The 24,052-nt window shown below is 58.6% G+C and carries 19 protein-coding genes; 10 read left to right on the forward strand and 9 right to left on the reverse strand.

Features of this window, described 5'->3' with window-relative positions:
• Positions 1-37: 37 nt before the first annotated feature.
• The 6 genes from gltB to htpX all read left to right on the forward strand — a co-directional run bounded on the left by gltB (position 38) and on the right by htpX (position 9,734).
• Positions 38-4,681 carry a glutamate synthase large subunit gene (gene gltB, locus BOW53_RS00140; protein ID WP_078485504.1) on the forward strand — a complete coding sequence of 1,548 codons (4,644 nt, stop codon included), beginning with the start codon at positions 38-40 and terminating at the stop codon, positions 4,679-4,681.
• Between the two features lie 2 nt (positions 4,682-4,683).
• A complete protein-coding gene (locus BOW53_RS00145) occupies positions 4,684-6,135 on the forward strand; it encodes a glutamate synthase subunit beta (protein WP_078485505.1) in 1,452 nt (483 codons plus the stop codon).
• A 79-nt stretch (positions 6,136-6,214) separates the two neighbouring features.
• Positions 6,215-7,285 carry a uroporphyrinogen decarboxylase gene (gene hemE / locus BOW53_RS00150; RefSeq protein WP_078485506.1) on the forward strand — a complete coding sequence of 357 codons (1,071 nt, stop codon included), beginning with the start codon at positions 6,215-6,217 and terminating at the stop codon, positions 7,283-7,285.
• A gap of 11 nt (positions 7,286-7,296) precedes the next feature.
• Entirely contained in the window at positions 7,297-8,163 is an 867-nt protein-coding gene (locus BOW53_RS00155; RefSeq protein ID WP_078485507.1) for an NAD(P)-dependent oxidoreductase, read from the forward strand.
• A 15-nt stretch (positions 8,164-8,178) separates the two neighbouring features.
• Complete coding sequence (locus BOW53_RS00160) at positions 8,179-8,718, forward strand: DUF2058 domain-containing protein (RefSeq protein ID WP_078485508.1); 540 nt, start codon at positions 8,179-8,181, stop codon at positions 8,716-8,718.
• 131 nt (positions 8,719-8,849) lie between these two features.
• Positions 8,850-9,734, forward strand: coding sequence for a protease HtpX (gene htpX / locus BOW53_RS00165; protein WP_078485509.1), 885 nt, complete (start codon positions 8,850-8,852; stop codon positions 9,732-9,734).
• Positions 9,735-9,842: 108 nt separating this feature from the next.
• Here the strand turns inward: htpX and BOW53_RS00170 are convergent, their stop codons facing one another.
• The 6 genes from BOW53_RS00170 to BOW53_RS00195 all read right to left on the reverse strand — a co-directional run bounded on the left by BOW53_RS00170 (position 9,843) and on the right by BOW53_RS00195 (position 15,138).
• On the reverse strand, positions 9,843-10,088 hold the full coding sequence (locus BOW53_RS00170) for a hypothetical protein (protein ID WP_135606927.1): 246 nt from the start codon (positions 10,086-10,088) through the stop codon (positions 9,843-9,845).
• A 97-nt stretch (positions 10,089-10,185) separates the two neighbouring features.
• A complete protein-coding gene (locus BOW53_RS00175) occupies positions 10,186-10,389 on the reverse strand; it encodes a SlyX family protein (RefSeq protein ID WP_078485511.1) in 204 nt (67 codons plus the stop codon).
• A gap of 12 nt (positions 10,390-10,401) precedes the next feature.
• The gene (gene zapE / locus BOW53_RS00180; protein WP_078485512.1) at positions 10,402-11,508 is read right to left on the reverse strand and encodes a cell division protein ZapE; all 1,107 of its coding nucleotides are present in this window, start codon (positions 11,506-11,508) and stop codon (positions 10,402-10,404) included.
• A 42-nt stretch (positions 11,509-11,550) separates the two neighbouring features.
• Positions 11,551-11,892, reverse strand: a complete 342-nt coding sequence (locus BOW53_RS00185; protein ID WP_078485513.1) for an ArsR/SmtB family transcription factor — start codon at positions 11,890-11,892, stop codon at positions 11,551-11,553.
• Positions 11,893-11,911: 19 nt separating this feature from the next.
• Positions 11,912-12,784, reverse strand: a complete 873-nt coding sequence (locus BOW53_RS00190) for a response regulator (protein WP_078485514.1) — start codon at positions 12,782-12,784, stop codon at positions 11,912-11,914.
• A 14-nt stretch (positions 12,785-12,798) separates the two neighbouring features.
• Complete coding sequence (locus BOW53_RS00195) at positions 12,799-15,138, reverse strand: ATP-binding protein (protein WP_078485515.1); 2,340 nt, start codon at positions 15,136-15,138, stop codon at positions 12,799-12,801.
• A gap of 95 nt (positions 15,139-15,233) precedes the next feature.
• On the opposite strand from BOW53_RS00195, the gene BOW53_RS00200 reads away from it, so the two are divergent.
• On the forward strand, positions 15,234-15,929 hold the full coding sequence (locus tag BOW53_RS00200) for a pseudouridine synthase (RefSeq protein ID WP_078485516.1): 696 nt from the start codon (positions 15,234-15,236) through the stop codon (positions 15,927-15,929).
• Positions 15,930-16,150: 221 nt separating this feature from the next.
• On the forward strand, positions 16,151-17,323 hold the full coding sequence (locus BOW53_RS00205) for a Mur ligase family protein (protein WP_172838709.1): 1,173 nt from the start codon (positions 16,151-16,153) through the stop codon (positions 17,321-17,323).
• On the opposite strand, the gene BOW53_RS00210 is transcribed toward BOW53_RS00205, so the two are convergent.
• From BOW53_RS00210 to BOW53_RS00220, 3 genes are all read right to left on the reverse strand, one after another.
• Positions 17,263-17,727, reverse strand: a complete 465-nt coding sequence (locus tag BOW53_RS00210) for a peroxiredoxin (RefSeq protein WP_078485518.1) — start codon at positions 17,725-17,727, stop codon at positions 17,263-17,265. The genes BOW53_RS00205 and BOW53_RS00210 overlap by 61 nt on opposite strands.
• 177 nt (positions 17,728-17,904) lie before the next feature.
• A complete protein-coding gene (gene metH, locus BOW53_RS00215; RefSeq protein WP_078485519.1) occupies positions 17,905-21,600 on the reverse strand; it encodes a methionine synthase in 3,696 nt (1,231 codons plus the stop codon).
• 106 nt (positions 21,601-21,706) lie between these two features.
• Positions 21,707-22,297, reverse strand: a complete 591-nt coding sequence (locus BOW53_RS00220) for a TrmH family RNA methyltransferase (RefSeq protein WP_078485520.1) — start codon at positions 22,295-22,297, stop codon at positions 21,707-21,709.
• A gap of 154 nt (positions 22,298-22,451) precedes the next feature.
• Here BOW53_RS00220 and BOW53_RS00225 point away from each other — a divergent pair, with 154 nt between their 5' ends.
• Complete coding sequence (locus BOW53_RS00225; RefSeq protein ID WP_078485521.1) at positions 22,452-22,883, forward strand: FKBP-type peptidyl-prolyl cis-trans isomerase; 432 nt, start codon at positions 22,452-22,454, stop codon at positions 22,881-22,883.
• Positions 22,880-24,037 (forward strand): alkaline phosphatase family protein, encoded by a 1,158-nt coding sequence (locus BOW53_RS00230; RefSeq protein ID WP_078485522.1) that lies wholly within the window; start codon positions 22,880-22,882, stop codon positions 24,035-24,037. The genes BOW53_RS00225 and BOW53_RS00230 overlap by 4 nt, the downstream gene beginning before the upstream one ends.
• The last annotated feature ends 15 nt before the right edge of the window (positions 24,038-24,052 follow it).

A 24,052-nucleotide genomic window follows, 5' to 3' on the forward strand; every position in this document is an offset into this window, starting at 1 on the left:
GGGTTTCATCCCTGCCTGAAATAAGACGAGGTTTGCGATGAGCCAAGGGGCTTTGCCACCGAAGCAGGGGTTGTATGACCCCCGTAACGAACATGATGCCTGTGGTGTCGGTTTTGTAGCGGATATCAAGGGACGCAAGACCCACAAGATCATCGAGCAGGGCTTGGGGATCCTGGAGCGCCTGACCCACCGCGGCGCTGTGGGCGCCGATCCCCGCGCGGGCGACGGTGCAGGCATCCTGATCCAGTTGCCGGACGCTTTTTTTCGCGCTGTAGTTGATTTTGATCTGCCGGAGTCCGGTGCCTACGCCGTAGGTCACCTGTTTCTTCCCCGCGACGATGCGGCACGTGCCGAAGCGGAGGCAACCGTTACCCGTTTCGCCGAGAGCGAAGGTCAGCGCATTATCGGCTGGCGTGACGTACCGGTCGACAGCTCGGGCCTGGGTTACAGTGTCGTTCCCACCGAACCGGTAAACCGCCAGGTTTTTATCGGCCGGGGAGACAACTGCGCCGATCAGGACACTTTCGAGCGCAAGCTTTTTGTCATCCGCAAGCAGATCGACAAGGTCATTCGTGAATCCCAGATTGAAGACAAGGAGGCGTTCTATTTCACCTCCATGTCCTCCCGCACCATTACCTATAAGGGTATGCTGCTGGCAGACCAGGTTGGTGAGTACTTCCCCGATCTGAAGGATGAGCACATGGAGTCTGCGCTGGCCCTGGTGCATCAGCGCTTCTCTACCAATACCTTTCCTACCTGGGACCTGGCTCACCCGTTCCGCATGATCGCCCATAATGGTGAGATCAACACCTTGCGGGGCAACGTCAACTGGATGGCGGCGCGCAAGCACTCCATGGCCTCCGAGATTCTTGGCGATGACCTGGAGAAGGTGTGGCCCCTGATTCCTGAAGGGCAGTCCGATTCCGCCTGTTTCGACAACGCGCTTGAGCTGTTGGTGCAGGGCGGTTACTCCATGGCCCACGCCATGATGATGCTGATCCCCGAGGCCTGGTCCGACAATCCACTGATGGACGAAAAACGCCGCGCCTTCTACGAGTACCATGCGGCCCTGATGGAGCCGTGGGATGGTCCGGCAGCTGTTGCCTTTACCGATGGCCGCCAGATTGGCGCCACCCTGGACCGTAATGGCCTGCGCCCCGCCCGCTACCTGATCACCGAGGACGGCCTGGTATTGATGGCCTCGGAGATGGGTGTACTGGAGATACCCGAAGAGAAGATCGTCAAGAAGTGGCGCCTGCAGCCTGGCAAGATGTTCCTCATCGACATGGAACAGGGCCGCATTATTGACGATGTTGAGCTCAAGGAGCAGCTCTCAACCGCCAAACCCTACCGGGACTGGCTGGACACGACCCAGATCAAGCTGGACGGGCTGCCCGAGGCAGTGGGTGCCATGACGCCTGATGCGGAGACCCTGCTGGATGCACAGCAGGCCTTCGGTTACACCCAGGAGGACATCAAGTTCCTGCTTACCCCGATGGTGCTGACCGGCCAGGAGGCTACCGGCTCCATGGGCGCGGACAACCCGCCAGCCGTACTCTCCGGCAGACCCAAGCACCTGTCCAACTATTTCAAGCAGAACTTCGCCCAGGTGACCAATCCGCCCATCGACCCGATCCGTGAAGAGATCGTGATGTCCCTGGTGTCGCTGATCGGTCCCCGCCCCAACCTGTTGGGCATGGTGGACGGCGAGTCCAACATGCGCCTGGAGGTGAACCAGCCGGTACTGACCAACACCGACCTGGAGCGCATCCGAAACATCGAGGACAATACCGGTGGCGCCTTCCGTACGCGCACCCTGGATATCTGCTACCCGGCGGAGCAGGGCCCTGAAGGGATGCGCGACGCCCTGGCCTCACTCTGCGATGCAGCCGAAAAGGCAGTACTGGACGGCTACAACATTCTTATCCTCTCGGACCGTAACGTGGATGCCGACTTCGTGGCGATTCCCTCGCTGCTGGCCACCTCTGCCGTGCATCACCACCTGATTCGCAAGGGGCTGAGAACCGAGTCCGGCCTGGTGATCGAGTCCGGTGCCGCCATCGAAGTGCACCACTTTGCGACCCTCGCCGGCTACGGCGCGGAGGCGGTCAACCCCTACGTGGCGTTCGACACCATTCAGTCCCTGCTGCCCAGCCTGCCCGAGGATCTCTCTTTCGAAGAGGCCCAGAAGCGCTACATCAAGGCTGTCGGCAAGGGCCTGAAGAAGGTGATGTCCAAGATGGGCATCTCCACTTACCAGTCCTACTGCGGTGCACAGATCTTCGATGCCGTGGGCCTCTCCACGCCGTTCATCGACGAGTTCTTCACCGGTACCGCGACCACCGTGGAAGGTGTTGGCCTGCCTGAGGTGGCTGAAGAGGCAGTGCGCTGGCACGCCGATGCTTTCGGCAACAAGCCGATCTACCATAAGCACCTGGATGTGGGTGGCGACTACGCCTACCGCCTGCGTGGCGAAGACCACGTTTGGACCCCGGATACCATTGCCAAGGTACAGCACGCCTCCCGTTCCAACGACTGGAAGAGCTACGAGGAGTTCTCCAGGGCGGTGAACGAGCAGGAAGAGAAACTGCTCACCTTCCGCTGCCTGTTCGATTTCAGGTTTGCGGATAATGAACTTTCCCTGGACGAGGTGGAGCCTGCAAAGGAGATCGTAAAGCGCTTCGCTACCGGTGCCATGTCGTTCGGCTCCATCTCCTACGAGGCTCATTCCACGCTGGCAGTGGCCATGAACCGGATCGGCGGCAAGTCCAACACCGGTGAGGGCGGTGAGGAGCCAGAGCGTTTCAGCCCGCTGGCAGACGGTTCCACCAACCCGGAGCGTTCCGCCATCAAGCAGGTGGCATCGGGCCGTTTTGGTGTAACCGCCGAGTACTTGGTGAACTCTGACGATATCCAGATCAAGATGGCCCAGGGTGCCAAGCCCGGCGAGGGTGGCCAGCTGCCCGGCCACAAGGTGAACAGGCAGATCGCCCGAGTGCGTCACTCAACGCCGGGTGTCGGCCTGATTTCCCCTCCGCCTCACCACGACATCTACTCCATCGAGGACCTGGCGCAGCTGATCCACGACCTGAAGAACGTGCAGCCCAAGTCACGCATCTCGGTGAAGCTCGTATCCGAAGTGGGTGTCGGTACGGTTGCGGCGGGCGTTTCAAAGGCCCATGCGGATCACGTGACCATCTCCGGTTACGACGGCGGTACCGGCGCCAGCCCGCTGACGTCCATCAAGCACGCCGGCTCCTCCTGGGAGATCGGCCTGGCGGAAACCCACCAGACCCTGGTGCTGAACAAGCTGCGTAACCGCATCGCGGTACAGGTTGACGGCGGCATGCGTACCGGCCGCGACGTGGTGGTAGGCGCCCTGCTGGGTGCCGACGAATTTGGTTTCGCCACTGCGCCGCTGATCGTCGAGGGTTGCATAATGATGCGCAAGTGCCACCTCAACACCTGCCCGGTTGGTGTGGCCACCCAGGATCCCGAACTGCGCAAGCGCTTCACCGGGAAACCCGAACACGTGGTCAACTACTTCTTCTTCGTTGCCGAGGAGGTCCGTCGCCTGATGGCCAAGCTGGGCTTCCGCAAGTTCGATGACATGATCGGCCAGATGGACCACCTGGATATGCGCCAGGCCATCGACCACTGGAAGGCAAAAGGGCTGGACTTCTCCCGCATTCTTGCCAAGCCGATGACCGAAGAGGGCGAGGTTGTCTACAACAACGAAGGCCAGGACCACGGTCTCGACAAGGCCATCGACCACCAGTTGATAGAGCAGGCCAAGCCAGCCCTGGAGAGTGGCGAAGCGGTGAAGATCGATATCGATATTCACAACTACAACCGTACCTTCGGCACCATGCTCTCCGGTCGCGTAGCTGAGAAATACGGCCACGCCGGTCTGCCCGACGACACCATCTACATCAATGCCAAGGGAACCGCGGGCCAGTCCTTCGGCGCCTGGGTGGCGAAGGGTATCACCATAGAGCTGGTGGGCGAGGGCAACGACTACGTCGGCAAGGGCCTCTCAGGTGGCCGCCTGGTGATCTATCCGCCAGCAGAATCCGCCATCGAGAAGGCTGAAGATAACATCATCGTCGGCAACACCGTGCTCTACGGCGCCATCAGCGGTGAGTGTTACTTCCGCGGCGTTGCGGGTGAGCGTTTTTGCGTGCGCAACTCCGGTGCCACCGCGGTCATCGAGGGACTCGGCGACCATGGCTGCGAGTACATGACCGGTGGTGTGGTGGTCTGTCTTGGTTCTACCGGTCGCAACTTCGCGGCAGGCATGTCCGGCGGTATCGCCTACGTGCTGGATGAGGAAGGTAACTTCGAGCAGCGCTGCAACCTCTCCATGGTCGAACTCGAACCGATCCAGGAAGAGGACGACGCGCTGGAGGCCCTGGACCACCAGGGGGGCGATCTCGAGACCAAGGGTCGCGTGGACGTCAGCCACGACATGACCCGCTTCGACGCTATCCGCCTGCGTCAGCTCATCGAGAACCACATGCACTACACCGACAGTGCCGTGGCCCGGAAGATCCTCGACAACTGGAACGAGTATCTGCCGAAATTTGTAAAGGTTATGCCGGTGGATTATCGCCGTGCCCTGAAAGAGCTTCAGGCGCAGCAGCAGTCCGCAGGCAGTGAAGCAGTCAAGGGGAGTCACTGATCATGGGTAAGCCCACAGGTTTCATGGAGTATCCACGCCAGGACCGGAGCTACGCGCCGGTATCCGACCGGGTCACTCATTATGACGAGTTCAGCATTCCCCTGACCGATGACGAGATGGGTATACAGGGTGCACGCTGCATGGATTGCGGCATTCCCTTCTGCCACCAGGGGTGTCCGGTCAATAACATCATTCCCGACTGGAACGACCTGGTCTACAAGCAGGACTGGCAGTCGGCTATCGATACGCTGCACTCCACCAACAACTTTCCGGAGTTCACCGGTCGTATCTGCCCTGCGCCCTGCCAGGAGGCCTGTACCCTGAATCTTCAGGACGATCCGGTCACCATCAAGAACGTTGAGCTTTCCATCGTGGAGAAGGCGTGGGAAGAGGGCTGGATCCAGCCCCAGATACCCCGTCACAAGAGCGGCAAGCGTGTTGCTGTGGTGGGATCAGGCCCTGCCGGCCTGGCAGCTGCCCAGCAGTTGGCCCGTGCCGGTCACTCTGTTGCGGTTTACGAGCGCCAGAACCGCATTGGCGGGCTGTTGCGCTACGGTATTCCCGACTTCAAGCTCAACAAGAAAGTGATCGATCGCCGCATGGCACAGATGCGTGCCGAGGGTGTAGAGTTCCACGCCAACACCCATATCGGCGTCAATTTGCCTGCCAAGAAGCTGTCGGAGGCGTTCGATGCAGTGGTTCTGGCCGGTGGTTCGGAGCAGCCCCGTGATCTGCCGGTGCCCGGTCGTGAACTCAGCGGCGTCCATTTCGCCATGGACTTCCTGCGCACCAACAGCCGCCGGGTCCAGGGTGACGTGATTCCCGATGAGGAGTTCATCTCTGCTGAAGGCAAGCACGTTGTGGTCATCGGTGGTGGTGATACCGGCTCCGACTGTATCGGTACCTCTAACCGTCATGGTGCGGTTACCGTCACCCAGATCGAGATCTTGCCCCAGCCCCCAGAGAAAGAAGAGAAGGGCACCACCTGGCCCTATTGGCCCAACAAGATGCGCACCTCCACCTCCCAGGAAGAGGGATGTGAGCGCATGTGGTGCGTGGCCACCAAGGAGTTTCTGGACGACGGCAACGGCAATGTGAAAGCAGTGCGCTGCGTAAAGGTCGAGTGGGAAAACGAGGGTGGCAGCTGGAAAATGAACGAGATCGAAGGCTCAGAGTTCGAACTCAAAGCCGATCTGGTGACCCTGGCCATGGGCTTTGCACACCCTGTTCACGAGGGTATGCTCAAGGAGCTGGCCGTGGACCTGGATGAGCGCGGCAACGTCAAGGGCGACACCGAGGGTGTTGATGCCTACAAGACCTCCATCGATGGCGTTTTCGCCGCAGGCGACATGCGTCGGGGCCAGTCCCTGGTGGTCTGGGCGATCCGCGAGGGTCGCCAATGTGCCCGCGCGGTGGATGAGTACCTGATGGGTGTATCCGATCTGCCACGCTGATTGGTATCGAACGGGAATGGCGGCTTCGGTCGCCATTTCTTTTGCATAAGAATAATTAGTCACTACCGGGGATATTTCTGTGAGCGAACTGAAGAACGATCGTTTCCTTCGCGCCCTGATGCGCGAACCTGTTGATATGACCCCTGTCTGGATGATGCGCCAGGCCGGGCGTTACCTGCCCGAGTACCGGGCCACCCGCGCCAAGGCGGGCAGCTTCATGGATCTGTGCAAGAGCCCGGAACTTGCCTGCGAAGTCACCATTCAGCCCCTGGATCGTTTCTCCCTGGATGCGGCGATTCTCTTTTCCGATATCCTCACCATCCCCGACGCCATGGGCCTGGGTCTCTACTTCACCGAGGGCGAGGGTCCCAGGTTTGAGCGTCCGATTCGCGATGCTGCAGGTGTGGAGGCACTGGGTGTACCCGATCCGGAGGGTGAACTGAAATACGTGATGAATGCGGTACGCACCATCCGCCGGGAGCTGGACGGGCGTGTGCCCCTGATCGGCTTCTCAGGCAGCCCGTGGACCCTGGCCACCTACATGGTGGAGGGTGGTGGCACCAAGAACTTCGCCCAGGTGAAGGGCATGATGTTCGATCGCCCCGATCTTATGTATGCCTTGCTGGAGAAGACTGCAGACTCCGTCATCGCCTATCTCAATGCACAGGTCGCTGCCGGTGCCCAGGCTTTGATGATTTTCGATACCTGGGGTGGCGTATTGAGTCCCAGCGACTACAAGCAGTTCTCCCTGGACTACATGCAACGCATCGTCGAGGGACTGACCCGCGAGAGTGAAGGACGCAAGGTACCTGTCATCCTCTTCACCAAGGGGGGCGGCCAGTGGCTGCAGATGATGGCCGATACCGGCTGTGACGGCCTGGGTGTGGACTGGACTACCGACCTGGCGGATGCCAGAGCAAGGGTTCAGGACAAGGTGGCCCTGCAGGGCAATATCGATCCCTGCATTCTCTATGCATCACCCGAGCGAATCCGCGACGAGGTGGGGCGTGTGCTCGCCAGTTATGGCAAGGGCACGGGGCACGTCTTCAACCTGGGGCACGGTATTCATCCTAATGTGAATCCGGAGCATGCCGGTGCCCTGGTGGATGCGGTGCACGAGTTGAGCGTGCCTTATCACGCAGAAGGCTGAACGGCCGGTCTATGAAAATTGCACAGCTCGGTCTTGGCCTGATGGGTATCCCCATCGCCTTGAGGCTGCAGCAGCAGGGGTTCGACATCACCGGCTGGAACCGGGGTGGCGAGCAGCTGGAGCGGGCGGCAGAGCAGGGGTTGGCGGTCAGTCGTGATCTTGCGGCAGCCGTGGGCGCTGCTGATCTCCTGGTCCTGACCCTGAGCGACAAGAAGGCCATTGAGGGTGTGCTTTTTTCCACAGGCAGCAAGCTGTCCCTGGCCGGGAAACGGGTGCTGCAAATGGGCACCATTGGGCTGGCAGAGAGCCGGGAGATCGCAGCCCGTTGTGAAGCGGCTGGCGCGCGCTACCTGGAAGCCCCGGTGCTGGGCAGTATCCCTGAGGCCAAGGCCGGCACACTGATCATCATGGCCGGAGGCGATGCCGCGGACTACGACGCCTGCCTGCCCCTGCTCGAGGCCCTGGGCCAGGCACCTGAACGGGTTGGGGCTGTGGGACAGGGTGCGGCCCTGAAGTTGGCCATGAACCAGCTGATTGCCTCCCTTACCACCGGCTTCTCTCTCAGTTTGGGTCTTGTTCGTTCCGAAGGGCTGGATGTGGAGCGTTTCATGGCGCTGCTGCGCACCAGCGCCCTCTATGCGCCGACTTTCGACAAGAAGCTCGGCAAGATGATGACCCACGATTACGCCAATCCCAACTTTCCACTGAAGCACCTGATCAAGGATGTGGATCTCTTTACCCGGGTGGCCCGGGAGTGCGGTATCGATCCCTCGGTGCCCGAGGCCCTCTCTGCCCAATTGGAGAAGGGGCGCGACATGGGGCTGGCGGACGAGGATTACTCTGCGCTTTGTGAATCGGTGAATCCTCAACGGGACTAGGACTCGGAGCAGATTATGGGTAGCTCATTGCAGGATCAATTGCTGAAGGCTGGTCTGACGGACCAGAAGAAAGTCAACAAAGCGAAAAAGGCGAAACAGCAGAAAGAGAAGGCCCAGCGTCACAGCAAACAGAAACAGGTTGATGAGTCGACCCGGCGTGCCCGGGAGATTGCCGCCGAGGCCGCCCAGCGTGATCGTGAGCTCAACCGCCAGAAGCAGCAATCCGCCGAAGCGAAGGCGATTGCAGCCCAGGTCCGTCAACTGATCGAGATGAACCGACTGTCCCTGGACGAGGGTGAACAGGCGTACAATTTCAGTGATGGCAACAAGGTTCAGCGTATCCATGTGACCGAAGCAATTCACCGCCAGTTGAGCAGGGGCCGGCTGGCCATTGTCAAACTGGATGGCCGATACGAAGTGGTACCGGCGGGTGCGGCTGAGAAGATCGGCGATCGTTCGGCGGAGAGCGTCATCGTCTGCAACGAGCCGGAAACCGAGGATGATTCGGATGATCCGTATGCAGATTTCAAGATACCCGATGACCTGATGTGGTAAAAAACCGTTGAGGCCCTGCTAACAGATAGTGCGGGGCTCCAATCAAATAATCTGAAACCTGTAAGCCTGTTGTATTTCAGCTAATCGCCACTATCTTTCTCCAAAGCGTTGTTTTTGTCGGAGAGATGTCCATGACCCGCATATTACTGTTTCTCGCTACCAATGCCGCAATCCTGGTGGTGATAAGCCTGACCTTCCACATTCTCGGTATCGAAGGCCTCCTGCAGAGCAACCAGGTGGATCTGAATCTCAATGCCCTGTTGGTGATGTCGGCGGTGATCGGTTTCAGTGGTTCCCTCCTGTCGCTTTTCATCTCCAAGTGGATGGCCAAGCGAAGCATGGGGGTTCACGTGATCGAATCCCCGGCCACATCCACGGAAAACTGGTTGGTGAACACGGTGCGCCGCCAGGCCGAACAGGCAGGCATCGGCATGCCCGAGGTGGGCATCTTCAACTCCCCTGAGCCCAATGCCTTCGCCACCGGCTGGAATCGCAACAATGCCCTGGTGGCAGTCAGTGCCGGCCTGCTGCAGCATATGAACCAGGATGAAGTGGAGGCGGTGCTGGCCCACGAGGTGAGTCATGTGGCCAATGGCGACATGGTGACCCTGGCTCTGATCCAGGGGGTTGTGAATACTTTCGTGGTGTTCCTGTCGCGGGTGATCGGCCACGTTGTGGGCCGGGTGGTGTTCAAAACAGAGCGTGGCTATGGCCCCGCCTACTACATCACGGCGATTGTGGCAGAGCTGGTACTGGCATTTCTGGCCAGTGCTATTGTCATGTGGTTTTCCAGGCGCAGGGAGTACCGGGCGGATGCCGGTGGGGCGCAGCTCGCCGGGCGGGGCAAGATAATCTCTGCCCTGCAGCGTCTCCAGTCGATGCATGAGCCCCATGCGCTTCCCGATCAGTTCGCGGCCTTCGGTATTGCCGGCGGACTGGGGGACGGCCTGAAGCGCCTGTTCATGAGCCACCCGCCCCTGAATGAGCGTATTGCCGCGCTGCAGGCGCAAGGCTAGGATGACGCCGTAAGCTGGATTACAGCGCAGCTATTCCACTGAAAAGACCGGATCAGGTGCAGTACGCGCCTGATCCAACCGGATTCAAATTGCTTTTCCGGGGGTCGTTTATTGCTCGTCGAAGCCCTTTTTGACCTCGATTGAGTTGCCCAGGTTGAGGCCGGTCAGGTCTTTCACGCAATCATGTATGAATTCTTCCAGGTCGGGTCCGCTCAGACCCTCTCCCTGGCCTTCAAGGTGGCAGTTCGCCTTGGTCTCTTCCAGGTTTTCGTCTGCTGTTGCGGAAAAAGATAGGGTGAGCACGAATGTGCTGATGAGCGCTATGGCGCCTCTAGTCTTTATAGAACAGTGCATGTTGAGTATTTTTTATACAGCTTTCGGAATGGGAATACTATCGCTGCCAATTATGGGTTCTAGATAACCCTTGCTTTTCATGTGGTCTTTTGGCTGCTCAGTAATGGGGGGGTGGCGCCTCTTCGTCGGGTGACGCTACCTGGGAGGGGGTGAGGGTCTTAACCTGTTGTCGTAGCTGCTCAATGGCCTTCTGCAGCTCCAGGATCTGGTTCTGTTGCCGGGCAACGGTACTGTTCAGTTCCTGGATGGCATCGTCCTGGAAGGCCAGCCGGGTCTGAAGGTCGATCAACTCTTCATTCATGGGTTTATGTCTCTAGTGGGTGCGGTGGCCCTTGGCCAGGTAGTCTGTGGACTGCATCTCCTGCAGCCTGCTCACCGCACGTTGGAAATCGAAGGCAAGGCGCTCCCCCTGGTAGAGCGATTCCGGTGGTTCGGCTGCACTGATGATCAGTTTTACATTGCGATCGTAGAACTCGTCCACCAGGTAGAGGAATCGCCTGGTGGCATCATCCAGTGCCGGGCCAAGTCGTGGAATGTCCGAGATCAGTACGGTATGGAAGCTGCGGGCCAGTTCCAGGTAATCCGCCTGGCTGCGGGGTGGTCCGCAGAGTGCCATGAAGTCGAACCAGACCGCATCGTCGGCAATGCACCTCACCGGGATATTCCGTCCGAAAACGTGGATATTGCCCCCCTCATGGGAAACTTCCGGTGCCAGGGCGTCGAACTCCTCTTTCAGTCGCTGCCCGGTGTTCGATACCAGGGGTGTGTGATAGATGGTGGCCTGTTCTAGGTAGCGCAGTCGATAGTCGGTGCCGCCGTCGAGCTTGATGGTCTGGGTGTGCTGGTTCAGCAGGTCGATAGCAGGCAGGAAACTGGCCCGTTGAATGCCGTCCTGGTAGAGGTTGTCCGGTGGCGTGTTCGAAGTGGTGACCAGGGTTACGCCGTGGTTGAACAGTGCCTTGAGCAGTCCTGCCAGGATCATGGCATCGCCAATGTCGGTGACAATGAACTCGTCCAGGCAGATTATCCGGGCCTTTTGGGACAGGTTTTTGGCTACATGGTCCAGGGGGTTCTGCAGGCCTTTCAGTCGGGCCAACTGCTCATGCACGTCGCGCATGAACTGATGGAAATGCAACCGCAGCTTTCTTTCGGTAGGCAGCAGGTTGTAGAAGAGATCCACCAGCCAGGTCTTGCCCCGGCCGACCCCTCCCCAGAGATAGATGCCCCGCTCCGGGGTGATGGCGTTCTTTTTACGGGGGGCAAGCAGCCCCTTCAGCAGGCCATAGCCGCTGCTCGGGGTATTGTTTTGAATCAGGCGATCGTAGAGATCCTGCAGGGCGGTGACTGCCGCCTCCTGGGCAGTGTCGGGAACCAGGTCTGTCTCTTCGAGTTGCTGCCGGTAGTATTGTTCTGGTGTCATGTCACCCGGCAGCTGGTGTCCAGCGCATAGTGTTGGCAGTCCCTAGTCTTCGTTGCGAGGGTAACGGTCATCTAGGTTGGCTGGGCAGAGCACGTTACGCATGGTGCCGATCAGGGTCAGCAGCTGGCCATTTCGGATACGGTAGTAGATACGGTTGGCCTCTTTGCGGGAGGTAACGATATTCTTGTTCCGCAGTTGTTCCAGGTGCTGGGAGATGTTGCTCTGTGAAGTGCCGGTTCTTTCAACGATCTCACCTACAGATAGCTCGTCATCGCCCAGGGAGCATAGAATCTTCCAGCGCAGCGGATGGGCCATGGCCTTGAGCGCATTGGCAGTGAGCGTTGTGTCTTCGTTTGGAATTGTGGGTTCTGTAGGATCAGTCATTGTGTATTCCTGTTGCGTCTCAGGGGAGGTTGCCGGCCGTCTTCGGCTCATGCTGGGGCTCCTCCCGGACATATCCGGTCATGTCTTTTGCAATGCAGATGATGTCAGAGATTTCTCCATTGTCGTCGGTTATGGCGGTGCGTGAAAAGAGTATCGGCACCCGGCGATCATCCTTGGCGATGAATCGGGCATCGATCTTCTTGAGGGCGCCGACGCGAATCAGGGCCTCAAGCCAGGTGCCCATGAAGGCGCCGGCCTGCTCATCGGCCTCCTCTTCAAAGACGTCGCCGATCTGCATGCCGATCAGTGAGCCTTCCTCGTATGCAAGCATTTCGTAGGCGGTGGGATTTGCCTGGATGATGGTGCCTTCGGGATTGAGCACCAGCAATGCCTCGCCTATGTGGCGAATGATATTCTCGAGGTGTTGCTTGGCCTGGGCCAGCTCTGCGGTGCGCGCGGCGACTTTGCGCTCCAGCACCGTGTTGAGTTCCCGCTCTTTCTCGATCAGGCGGAAATAGGTACTGATCTTATTGATGAGCTGGTTGTCGTCGATGGGCTTCAGCAGGTAGTCGACAGCGCCTACATCGTAGCCCTTCTGCTGGAACTCCTGGGTCTTGAAGGCAGCGGTCAGGAAGATGATCGGTATGTCCCGGCTCTTCTTGCGGACCTTGAGTATGGAGGCGGTCTGGAAACCATCCATTTCCGGCATCTGAATGTCCAGGATGATCAGGTCGATCTTCTGGTCGCCCAGGGCGATGTCCAGTGCCTGCTGTCCGGAGGTGGCTTCGAAAATCTCCACGTCCATATGCTGCTGAACCAGCGTACGCAGGGTAAATAGATTGTGCTCGTGGTCGTCGACAATGAGCAGCTTGAAACCGCTGTATCGTTTCATATTTGATCTTCTGCTTAGACGGGATCAGCTGGCAAATGCCGGTTGATCGCATCTTTCAATTCCTCGGGCTCGATCGGCTTGCTGATGAAGTCATCGGCTCCTGCTTCAAGACACACCTGGTTGGACTCCCCGTGGATATCCGCGGTCAGGGCGATAATAAGCAGGTCCGCATGTTTCTTGATTGCTCTTATTTTTTTGATCGTATCACAGCCATCCATACCGGGCACCATGAGGTCCATCAAGGCGACAGAAAAACTGTCGTCCTCCTCTATCGCCTCCAGGGCCTCGTCCTGGTCGCCGGCTGCAGTAACCTTCAGTCCCCAGGTTTCCAGCAACGGGGCCAGGGACAGCAGCGTCTGCATATCACTGTCGATTACCAGGATACTGTGACCTTCAAAACCGATCTCGCCTGTTGGGGTGGTTTCAGGCGTCGGTGTATCGATGCTGGGTTGAGGTTCAGTCTCTTCCGGCATTTCGTCTTCGGTGTCGATGAGCCCTTCGTCCACCAGTGAGCTGTCGAACTGGAGGGGCAGGAGCAGATGAAAAGTCGAGCCCTCATGCTCCCGGCTCTGGAAATCGATGTGGCCGCCCAGCATATGGGCGAGTTGCTGGCTGATGGTCAAACCCAGCCCGGTGCCGCCGTAACGCCGATTGGTGGCGCCATCGGCCTGGCGGAAGGCGTCGAAGATATGCTCCTGTTTTTCATCGGGAATACCGATACCGCTGTCCTGGACGCTGATGCGCAGTGGGCAGTCGCAGGCATCGCTCTTTGGCGCGCCCTCAAGAGAGAGTGTGATACTGCCCTGGTCAGTGAATTTGACGGCATTTGCCAGAAAGTTCTTTAGTATCTGCCGTATTTTGTCGACATCGGAGACGATCCTGCGTGGTGCGTCATCGTTGATCCGTAGATCGAGATTCAATCCCTTTGCATGGCATTGGGGCTCAATCAGGGAGACCAGGTCCTGCAGCATCTCCGGCAGGGCAATGGTTTCGATGTTGAAATGGGTGCGCCTGGCTTCAATGCGGGAGAGGTCGAGAATATTATCGATCAGGGTCTGAAGATCGCTGCCTGCCTTGTTGATCACCTTGGCCTGTTGTTGCTGTTCCGGATTCAGACCGCTCTTTTCGTCTGCAAGCATCTTGGAAAGCAGGAGGATGGAGTTTAGAGGAGTTCGCAGTTCATGGCTCACGTTGGCCAGGAACTGTGACTTGTACCGGTTGGACTCTTCCAGCTCCTTGGCGTGGGCACGCAGGTTGCGGGTATTGCTGCTGTGTTTTGCCGAGAGCCGCGAGAGGTCCTCTCCCAGTTGTTTCAGCTCTTGCGGTTTTCGCCAGTTGAACGCGATTGGCTTATCCGTCTCCAGGATGCGCTGAATGCCGTCTGTCAGTTCCTGGCTCAGGCGTTCTGCTCTGCGGGCGATGAGCTGGGAGGCGAACCAGACCGCTATTGCCAGGGCGAAGACGATGCTCAGCACACGCAGTGACAGCGCATTCCGGAAATCGGCGATGGGGGAGGGATCGACGGTACGGCCAACCCAGAGTGCACCGGCGCGCTCTGTTCTGAACAGGGGTACCCACATGATCTGCTGTCCGTCACCTTCCCAGAGTGCCGGCTTCCCCTGTTTGAACATGTCAGCTAGGCCAGGGTAGCGCTGAAAGGCGTTGCCGGCGGGTGCGGCCAGGTCGGCATGCTGGAGAAATTTGCCATCGTCGTGGACCCAGAGTGTGTTTCGGTAGTAGCGGGCCATGCCGCCCACGTCGATGCTGATTATCACGGCACCCACTTTTGCCTCTGCGCCAATAGGGCTGACAAGTCGCAAGGTCATGAAACGGCGGGGGTCCTCTGCGGCCGGGTCGATACTGATCGGGCTCACCAGTGCGCGACCGCTGGTATCCTTCAAGGCCGCCTCAATAAACTCTTTGGGCGTTTGGGGCGGGCGCTCGGTGGTCGGTTGCCACTGCTGGGTGGTAATGTCCCGGTCGAGCCAGAATCGCTCTCTTCCCTCCTGGTCGAAGAAGACGATCTGCACGATATCGAGCTGATCCTGCAGAATCTGGTTGATCCACTGGCTGTACTGGGTGCGGGCCAGATCTATCGCCTCAGGGGTGGACTCTCCCTTGCCCATGGCTGCGCCAGGCTCTGGTAGCTTGGCCAACAGGCGTACCATCTCGTCACGACTTGCCAGGTGCTGGTCGAGATCGCGGAAATCCGCACGCAGGTTCTGCAGGTGTGCCTTGTGGTAGAAAAGCTCCATCTTCTCCAGCACCAGTGGCAGGTTGATCAGCACGGCAATGATCAATGGTGCGAGGGCGAACAGGAAGAAGAACAGCAGTATCTGGGTGCGAAGCTTCACAGGTGTGCAATCTGCATTGGCCAGGTTATTTCACAACCATACCCTATCGTTGCATGGATTCAAACTGAGCGTGTTGCTCCTGTAATATACCGCGAATGAGCGACTTGCAGATTGTTTACCGCGACCCATGGTATGTTGCCATTCACAAGCCGGCCGGACTCCTGGTGCATCGTACCCGGATCGCCGACGGTGACCGGTTTGCCATGCAGATGCTGCGCGACCAGCTTGGTCAGTGGGTCTACCCGGTGCATCGGCTCGACCGCCCTACATCCGGTGTGCTGGTGTTTGCCTTGAGCTCTGAGGCGGCACGCTCGCTTGTACGGTTGTTTGAGACCCGGCAAGTCGACAAGCGCTATTTGGCAGTGGTGCGCGGTTATACCGATCTTCAGGGTCATATCGATTACCCGTTGCTTGAGGAGGAGGCAACGGAGCGCCAGGCGGCGATAACCGACTACAGGCGGTTGGCTACGGTGGAGCTGCCGATACCGATTGGGCGTTACCAGACCGCCCGCTACTCCCTGCTGGAGGTGATGCCGGTGACAGGCCGGATGCGCCAGATACGCAAGCACATGAAACATATCTTCCACCCCATCGTTGGGGATACCTCTCACGGAGATGGCCGGCACAACCAGATGTTCCGTGATCGTTTCAATTCTCGCCGGCTGCTGTTGCAGGCAGCGCAGTTGACTTTCGTGCACCCCTATACGGGCGAAGAGCAGATTATCCTCGCGGGAGAGGATCCTGAACTTGATAGGCTCTTTTCTGTGTTGGGGTGGGGCAGCTTTGCATAAATGCGCTGCTCGGCAATTTTTGGCCAGAATCTACAGGTGCCTGGTGGTTTCTCGTGTAGCTGACTGATAATCTGTAGGAAATCCTATCTGCACAGTCCTGTTCCCCTTCTTTTACCAGTATTCGTTTTTCAATGGCTAAGAAGAAAAAAACACTGAGAACAATACATCGGCCAAGAGATGTGCTGGCCTAGTTGTGGAGACGGTGCCTGACATCAACCCAGGTGATAGGCATTACGGGCAGTTGTGGCAAAACAAGCGCAACCCGTTTTCTTGACCATGCCTTGTCCGGAAGCTTGCAGGGGCATGGTGTCCACCTGTTCAACGGCCAAGGCTTTGTTTCAAAGAACATCCTGAAAGTAAGGCGTTCGGATCGTTACTATGTTCAGGAGGTGAGTGGGCATCGCCCGGGATTTCTCGCCACGGTCATGCCTCTGCTCAAGCCTACGATATCTATCGTGACCGCCGTTGGGCAGGATCACTACACAAACTTTCGCAGCCGCGAGGCGACTGCCCAGGAGAAGCAAACCCTGGTGCGTGTGCTTCCACGGAAAGGCGTTGCAATACTCAATTTCGACGACCCCTTTGTGCGGCCAATGGCTGATGTGACCAATGGGCGGGTGATTGGTTACGGCCTGTCTGCGGATGCGGATTTACGTGCGTCGGAAATTTCTGCAACCTGGCCGGGCAGGCTCTCGTTCAACGTGGACTATAACGGAGAAAAAGCCAGGGTCGAGACCAGGTTGGCCGGTGAAATCTGGCTTAGTTCGGCATTGGCGGCGATTGCCGTGGGGCTTGATCTGGAAACCTGCGCCAAGCGAATGGCGACAGTCGAAGCTGTACCTGGCAGCATGGCTCTGTACAAAACGCCTGCGGAGAGCTGGTTCATAAACGACACGGCCAAGGCGCCATACTGGACAATTGAGTTGGCCTGTCGGACCTTGTTGAATGCAGTTTCACCACGTAAGACAGTGGTGTTTGGCCCGTTTTCCGATATGGGTGGCGGCTCCAGCAAGAAATACCGTAAAGCAGCAAGGGGGCGCTGGACATTGCCGATCGCGTGGTTTTTGTCGGTGAGATCGCCAGTCACGTGGAGCGCATGGTCGATGGCTATGCTCCCGGTCGCCTGGTATGTATGCCTACGGTTCGGGAAGCTGCCGCTTTTCTGGCTGCAGATCAACTGGAAGGCGAGGTCACGCTGGTCAAGGCTAACGGCAAGGCGCACCTTGAGCGTTTGTCTTTATCGCAGCAAGAACCGGTTGCCTGCTGGAAAGAGAGCTGCGGTCTCGACAGCGATTGCAGTGTTTGTGATTCAAGACGCCGCCGGGCAGGCTGATCAAAGCGCTTTAACCAGTTCCAGCACCTGTTCGACATGGCCCTTGGGCTTGGTGTCATAGAGGGGGTGCTGAACGATGCCGTTTTTATCGATGACGAAGGTGGAGCGCAGTATGCCCATACGCTTCTCGCCGTGGGCCTCTTTTTCGCGCCACACGTCGTAGTCCTCGCACATCACGCCATCGATATCCGCAAGCAGGCGGATGGTGAGTCCGTGCTTGTCCCTGAATGCACCGTGAGAGAGGCAGTTGTCGTGGCTGATGCCGAGGATTTCGGTATCCAGTTCAGAAAATTCATCGTGCAGATCGGAGAACTCCAGGGCCTCAATGGTACAGCCGGGGGTATCGTCCTTGGGATAAAAATAGAGCACCAGGTTTTTCTTGCCGGAAAAGTCGGCAAGCTGGGTCATCTCCAGGTCAGCATTGGGCAGCTCGAAGTTCGGTGCGGGATCACCAAGCTTCAGCATCTATACTCTCCTCGCATAACGATCCAGCCTACAGGGCTTGCGGCGGATTCTTATCAATTCGAAAGCAAATTTATTGCTGAATTCGAATCGCGTCAACAGAATTTTGATGGAAAATGTTCCCTGTGCTTTGGGTGTGTATTTGTGTTAGCAGGCCCGCCATTGGGCGGGCTTTGTATGTCAGGCAGGTGTATAGGCCAGGTTGGGGCCAAGCCAGCGTTCCGCGTCTTCCACAGCCATCCCCTTTCGTTTGGCGTAGTCCTCGACCTGGTCTTTGGCCAGTTTGCCTACTGCAAAATAGCGGGCTTCGGGGTGTGAGAAATAGAGGCCGCTGACTGCAGCCGTTGGTACCATCGCCTTGGCTTCCGTAAGCCAGATTCCTGTGTTTTCTTCAACGCTCATCAGTTCCCACAGCAGATCTTTCTCGGTGTGATCCGGGCAGGCCGGGTAGCCCAGGGCGGGGCGGATGCCCGTGTACTCCTCGTCGATCAGCTGCTCGTTGCTCAGTACTTCGTGGCTTGAGTAGCCCCAGATCACCTTGCGTACCATCAGGTGCAGCCACTCGGCCAGGGCTTCAGCCAGGCGGTCGGCCAGGGCCTTGAGCATGATGGCGCTGTAGTCATCGTGGCTCTTTTCGAACTCGGCCAGTTTTTCGTCGATACCGAGGCCTGCGGTGCAGGCGAAACCGCCAATGTAATCGGCGATGCCGCTCTCCCTGGGTGCGATAAAGTCGCTCAGGCACTCGTTGGCGCGACCAGAAGGCTGCCTGCCCTGCTTGCGCAGGCCATGGAATGTTGTGAGCAGCTCCTCGCGTTTCTCGTCCTTGTAAACCTCCACGTCGTCACCAACGGCATTGGCGGGGAACAAGCCCATCACGGCTTTCCCCTGGAGCCATGTCTCGTCGAAGATCTGTTGCAGCATGGCCTGGGCGTCATCGAGCAGCTTGCGCGCTTGTTCACCTTTTTCTGCATCCTCCAGGATCTGGGGATAACGCCCCTTGAGCTGCCAGGCGTGGAAGAAGAAGGTCCAGTCGATGTACTCGGCGATATCCTCCAGCTCGAAATCGTCGAGAACGGTAATGCCGGGCTGGGCGGGCTGTGCAGGAATATAGCCGCTCCAATCGATGGGGGTCGGGTTGTCCCGGGCTTCCCCGATGGAGACCAGGTTCTTGCCCTCCTGCTTGGCGGCGCGGCGTTCGCGCACCTCCGCATGTTCGTTATCGAGTTCGGAAATGAATTTGTCCCGCAGCTCATCGGACAGCAGGTTGGTGGCCACGCCCACGGCACGGGAAGCGTCCGGAACATAGGCCACGGGGCCTTCGTATTCCGGGTCGATCTTCACGGCAGTGTGGGCCTTGGATGTGGTGGCGCCACCGATCATCAGGGGTTGTTTCATGCCCAGGCGCTGCATCTCCCTGGTCACGTGCACCATTTCATCCAGGGAGGGGGTGATCAGGCCGGAGAGGCCGATAATGTCCGCGTTCTCTTCCTGGGCGCGGTGCAGTATGTCGTCTGCGGGAATCATTACACCCAGGTCCACGACATCGTAGTTGTTGCACTGGAGCACCACGCCGACGATGTTTTTGCCGATGTCGTGGACATCGCCCTTCACCGTGGCAAGCAGGATCTTGCCCTGGGAGCTGGTGGCGCACTCCGCCTTTTCGGCCTCCAGGTAGGGCTCCAGGTAGGCTGCGGCCCGCTTCATCACGCGGGCGGATTTTACCACCTGTGGCAGGAACATCTTGCCGGCACCGAATAGGTCGCCAACCACGTTCATGCCGTCCACCAACGGTCCCTCTATCACGTGCAGGGTGCGTTCAGCCTGTTGGCGCGCCTCCTCGGTATCTTCCTCGATGAACTCGGTAATGCCCTTGACCAGGGCGTGCTCCAGGCGCTTGTTCACGGGCCAGCTGCGCCATTCGAGATCGGCTTTGGTTTCAGTGACAGTGCCGTCGCCCTTGTACTTGGGCGCCAGTTCGATAAGTAGCTCGGTTGCTCCTTCGTCACTGTTGAGCACCACGTCCTCTACTGCCTTGCGCAGCTCGTCGGGGATGTCGTCGTACACCGCCAGCTGGCCGGCGTTGACAATACCCATGTCGAGGCCCGCCTGGATGGCGTGGTAGAGAAATACCGCGTGAATCGCCTCGCGCACCGGGTTGTTGCCGCGGAAGGAGAAGGAGACGTTCGAGACGCCGCCACTGACCAGGGCGTGGGGCAGATTCTGCTTGATCCAGCGCACGGCCTCGATGAAGTCCACGCCGTAGTTGGCGTGCTCCTCAATACCAGTGGCCACGGTGAGGATATTGGGGTCGAAGATGATGTCCTCGGCGGGAAAGCCCACCTGCTCCGTGAGGATCTTGTAGGCGCGGCCGCAGATCTCCTTGCGCCGTTCAAGGTTGTCGGCCTGTCCCTGCTCGTCGAAGGCCATGACGATGATGGCGGCGCCGTAGCGGCGGCAGAGCCTGGCTTGCTGGATGAATCTCTCCTCACCCTCCTTCAGGGAGATGGAGTTGACCACCGGCTTGCCCTGGACGCACTTGAGTCCCGCCTCGATGATCTCCCACTTGGAGGAGTCGATCATGATGGGGGCCTTGGCGATGTCGGGCTCCGAGGCGCAGAGGTTGAGGTAGTGGGTCATGGCCTGGATGCCGTCCAGCATGCCCTCGTCCATGTTCACGTCCACGATCTGGGCGCCGTTCTCCACCTGGGCGCGGCAGATCTCCAGCGCCTCCTCGTACTCCTCGTTGAGGATCAGCCGCTTGAACTTGGCCGAGCCGGTGACGTTGGCCCGTTCACCGACGTTGACGAAGTTGAGCGCTTTTTCGATGTTGAAGGGCTCCTGGCTCGAGAGGCGACACTCCTTTGGCAGGTCGGGCAGTTTGCGGGGCTGCTTGCCCTGCATCGCGTCGGCGATGGCCTTGATGTGCAGGGGGGATGTGCCGCAGCAGCCGCCAACGATGTTCAGAAACCCGCTGTCAGCCCACTCCGAGAGATACTCGGCCATGTGCTCGGCATCCAGGTCGTACTCGCCGAACTCGTTGGGCAGACCGGCGTTGGGGTGAGCAGAGACCCGGCATTCGGCGATGCGTGACATCTCCTCTACGTACTGGCGCAGCTTGTCGGGCCCCAGGGCACAGTTGAGGCCGATGGAAACGGGTTTCGCGTGGCGCAGGCTGTTGTAGAACGCCTCGGTGGTCTGTCCCGAGAGGGTGCGGCCGGATTCGTCAGTGATGGTGCCTGAGATCATGATCGGCTTGCGGATGCCGTCCTCCTCGAGCACCTGCTCGCAGGCGAAGATCGCCGCCTTTGCGTTGAGGGTGTCGAAGATGGTCTCGATCAGAAGCATGTCCGCGCCGCCTTCGATCAGGCCGCGGGCAGCTTCCGAGTAGTCGATAACCAGTTCGTCGAAGCTGATCGCGCGGGCGCCGGGGTCGTTGACGTCCACCGACATTGAGGCGGTCTTCTGGGTCGGGCCGAGTACGCCGGCCACGTACCGGGGCTTTTCGGGCGTGCTGTACTTGTCCGCCGCCTCACGGCAGAGGCGGCCCGACGCCACGTTCAGTTCGTAGGCATAATCCTGCAGGCCGAAGCGCTCCAGGTCCTTGGCCGTGGCGCCGAAGCTGTTGGTCTCGATGATGTCGGCCCCTGCTTCCAGGTACTCCTCGTGGATACCGCGGATGATGTCAGGCTGGGTGAGCACCAGCAGGTCGTTCATGCCCTTGAGGTTGCTGGGCCAGTCGGCAAAGCGCTCGCCGCGGTAGTCCGCCTCCTTCAGACCGTGGCGCTGGATCATTGTGCCCATGGCGCCATCCAGGATCAGGATGCGCTCATCGAGCAGGGCTTTAAGTTCATCGGTACGGTCTGTGCTGCTGGCCATGGTCTGTAAATCCGGACGCAATATGGGAAAAAGCCCGCAATTATAAAGCCTTGAGGTGCTTTAGGGGAAATTGAGGTGCCGAGGGGGGAAGCGCCGTCGACCCTGGCTACCTGTCCATGACCCGGCGGGGTTCGTTTTTGGGTACGCTCTTGCGGGGCTCACCGCCATGCTGGCGAATGTATTCGTACATGACGATGGAGGCAGCGACACTGACATTGAGGCTCTCTATCTGGCCGTACTGGGGGATGGTCAGTTTGCGGATCTCCGGATAGTCCTCGGGATCAAAACTCAGTCCCCGCTCCTCGTGGCCGAAGATAAAGGCGCATTCCTCCGGAAACGCCACCTGGTGCAGCATTTCGCCCTTGTCCGCTTCAAGGGTGTAGAGGGTGTAACCATCGGAAATGAGTGCCTGGTAACAGGTTTCGAAGGTTTCGTGAAAGCGGGCCGGGACGGTTTTGAAGGCTCCCTTGGCCGGCGCCGGGTCGAATGGGCCGATGTTGACCAGGTGTACCTCGGCCGCGCCGAATGCCCCGGCGCTGCGGAAAATCTTGGGTACGTTGAATCCAGCCTTAAGGTGGTCCAGGACAATGGCGAAGTTGTGCTCGCCAGGTTCTGCCAGAAGGTTGCGGCGGCGGTTTTTCTCGTAGCGGCGCAGGGCCTGGTTACGGTCGAATTTCTTGGATTTTCTCAACGGCATTTCAGGGGTGTGCTTGGCTAAAGTTCGATACCAGGGGGCGAACGTGCCATCATATACTACGTTTGGTCGTGACCAGCATTCAATGTGCGCGGCTGTTGCGGAGGTATCTCCCGGAGGTTCCTCTTAAATTCATAAAAACATCGAGGAACTTTCAATGTCCGAGGCTAAATCAGGTGGTACCGTTCAGGTCCATTACACAGGCACCCTGGAGGACGGAACCCAGTTCGATTCATCCCGTGGTGCGGAGCCCCTGGGGGTGACACTGGGAGCCGGCCAGGTAATCCCCGGTTTTGAAAAAGCGCTAATCGGCATGGCGGTTGGTGAAACCAAGAGCATCCACATTCCAGTCGAAGAGGCCTATGGCGAATCCCATCCTGAACTGATTCAGGAAGTCGGCCGGGAACATATTCCGGAAGAGATCGAACTGGCTGTCGGTGTGCAGCTCCAGGCCCAGGGACCCGAAGGTCACCCCTATCTACTGACGGTTACCGCCCTGACCGACGATATGGCCACCCTCGACGGCAACCATCCGCTGGCGGGCAAGGCACTCAATTTCGAACTCGAATTGGTGGGTATCGCTGGTTGATCAAACCCGATTATCATGGCGGCAGCATAGTCAACCTGATGGCCTCCATCGCCCATGCGATGGGGGCCGATGCCCAGGGTTACGCCGCCACACCTTTGCTTTCTCTAGGCCCGTTGTCGCGGGCAAAAAATATTCTCCTGTTGGTGATCGATGGACTGGGTTACCAGTTCCTCAAGGAGCATGGCGACGGCAGTTTCCTCTCCGGCAAGCTCCGGGGGAGGATGACATCGGTCACACCTTCAGCCACGGCCACCGCCATTCCTGCATTCATGCTGGGTGTCCCTCCTCAACAACATGGTTTTTCCGGGTGGTTCACCTACTTTCGGGAGTTGGGTGACATGCTGGCGGTGCTGCCGTTTCGTTCAAGGCACGGCAGTGCTTCGCTCGGCACCATGGGTTTGAGTCCGTCGGATCTCTGCGGCTGTGAGCCGATCTTCAAGCGGATGCAGGCCAATTGTTCCGCGATCATGCCGGACTGGATTGCCGGCTCCGATTTCAATACGGCATTCAACGACGATGCGGCAGTACTGCCTTACCGTGGATTGGACGATTTTTTTACTGCGATCGGTTCGAGGTTGGCCGGAATAGAGCGCAACTATGTCTATGCCTACTGGCCCGAGTTCGATGCTATCGCCCATAAGTATGGGGTGGAAAGCGCGCAGGCAGTCAATCACTTCGAGCAGTTCGATGCTGCGCTGGAGCAATTCAGCCGGCGCTTGAGCGGTTCGGATACGGCCATGCTGGTGACCTCGGATCACGGTTTTATCAATACTGCCCCGGAACATACCATCCAGATGTCCGATCATCCGGATCTTGCCGAGTGCCTGGTGTTGCCCTTGAGTGGGGAGTCCCGTTTTTCCTACTGTTATCTGCGGTCGGGGTATGAGTCCCTGTTTACCGATTATGTCAGCCAGCAGCTTGGGCACTGCATCGAACTGAAATCGTCCAGTGAGATGATGGATGAGGGGTGGTTCGGGCTGGGTGACCCTCATCCCAGGTTCAAGGATCGAATCGGCGACTATATTCTTGCCATGAAGGGAGATTACAAGATCAAGGACAGGGTGCTGGGCGAACATCCTCATCTGCATCTCGGAGTTCATGGTGGAGTAAGCGCCGAAGAGATGTACGTACCCCTTGTTGCTGCGGAGTTGTAATGAATATCAACCTTT

This window comes from Solemya velesiana gill symbiont, assembly GCF_002020805.1.
GTDB lineage: Bacteria > Pseudomonadota > Gammaproteobacteria > Chromatiales > Chromatiaceae > Sedimenticola_A.